The sequence below is a fragment of the Shewanella sp. S1-58-MNA-CIBAN-0166 genome (assembly GCF_040310085.1).
In the GTDB taxonomy this organism is placed as follows: Bacteria; Pseudomonadota; Gammaproteobacteria; order Enterobacterales; family Shewanellaceae; genus Shewanella.
In genome coordinates this window covers 1-270 of record NZ_JBEOPN010000143.1, presented here as the reverse complement: position 1 = coordinate 270, position 270 = coordinate 1, and the positions used below count along the sequence as shown (strand labels likewise).

The 270-nt window shown below is 53.7% G+C and carries 1 pseudogene; it reads left to right on the top strand.

Going from position 1 to position 270, the window contains the following annotated elements:
• Window positions 1-270 (top strand): annotated as a pseudogene (locus AAEY99_RS21455) (retention module-containing protein); the annotation flags it as partial.

Here is a 270-nt window from a genome sequence, read left to right as displayed (position 1 = left end):
CCGATGTGGCCCCAGGTTCAACCGTCACGTTAGTATTAACTGATGCCAACGGCACCCAAGTCACGGTGCCAAATGTCACCGTCGATGCCAACGGCAACTACAGCATTGCTGGTGTCGATGTTTCCACATTAGTTGATGGCGACATCACCGTGTCTGCCACCGCGTTAGACAATAACGGCAACAGCGTTAACGACACCGATGTCGATAATCTGGACGCGACCGCCGGTAACATCACTGTCGATCTAGTCTTAAATGACAGCGGCGCCACCG